General features: G+C 68.2%; 1 protein-coding gene and 1 pseudogene. Both read left to right on the forward strand.

What is annotated here, in order from left to right:
• Nucleotides 1–165 precede the first annotated feature (165 nt).
• Entirely contained in the window at nt 166–915 is a 750-nt protein-coding gene (locus tag AC2VON_RS07745) for an MlaE family ABC transporter permease (RefSeq protein ID WP_486952422.1), read from the forward strand.
• Nucleotides 912–1,184: pseudogene (locus AC2VON_RS07750) on the forward strand (ABC transporter permease); the annotation flags it as partial. The gene AC2VON_RS07745 and the pseudogene AC2VON_RS07750, both read left to right, overlap by 4 nt.

The following is a 1,184-nucleotide window of genomic DNA, read 5'->3' on the forward strand; positions in this document are numbered from 1 at the left end:
GAATAAAGCAAGGAAGCGGGAAGCGGATCATCCATTCAGGGATCGGGGCAAGGAGGAGGCGTGTGACATGATCCGCGGTAGGCGCGGTCCGGGGGCACGGGGGCCGCAGTGACGACGACGCAGCCACGGCTGGCCGACTACCTTCGTGACCAGGTGGGGCGCCCGATGGTGCACATCGGCGGGTTCTTCCGGATGTGTGTGCTGACCGGGAAGGCGCTGTTCGTCCCGCCGTTTCAGTGGCGTGAATTCATCGTCCAGTGCTGGTTCATCATGCGGGTCTCGATCCTGCCCACCATGGCGGTCGCGGTGCCGATCACGGCGCTGTTCATCTTCACCTTCAACATCCTGCTGATCCAGGTGGGCGCCTCCGACATCTCCGGGGCGGGCGCGGCGATCGCGGTGATCACCCAGATCGGCCCGCTCAACACGGTGCTGATCATCGCCGGCGCCGCGGCCACCGCCATCTGCGCCGATCTGGGCGCGCGCACCATCCGCGAGGAGATCGACGCGATGGAGGTGCTCGGCATCGACCCCATCCAGCGGCTGGTGGTGCCCCGGGTGCTGGCCTGCTCCCTGGTCGCCATGCTGCTCAACGCCCTGGTGTCCATGGTCGGCCTGGTGGGTGGCTTCCTGTTCGGGGTCTTCCTGCAGAACGTCTCCGCGGGTTCGTATCTGGCCACGCTGACCACGGTCACCGGACTGCCCGAAGTGGTGGTCGCGACGATCAAGGCCACGATCTTCGGGCTGATCGCCGGCCTGGTCGGCTGTTATCGCGGCCTGACCGTCAGCGGCGGATCCAAGGGCCTGGGCACCGCCGTCAACGAGACCGTGGTGCTGTGTGTGGTCGCGCTGTTCGCGGTCAACGTGGTGCTGAGCACCATCGGCGTGCGGTTCGGAACCCAGGCGCGGATATGACGACGGCCCAGGTGCTGCAGACCCGCTTCCCGCGGTCGACGGCCACCGTTCGCCGCTACGGCGGCGCCGCGACCCGATCATTCGACCTGGCCGGCCAGCTGGCCTGGTTCGCGGTGACCGCCTGCCGTGACATGGCGTGGGCGTTGACCCGCTACCGCCGGGAGGTCCTGCGCCTGGTCGCCGAGATCGGCATGGGCACCGGCGCGATGGCCCTGGTCGGCGGCACCGCGGTGATCATGGCTTTCGTCACGCTGTCCACCGGCACGCTG

The sequence above is a fragment of the Mycobacterium sp. TH-M82 genome (assembly GCF_057473605.1).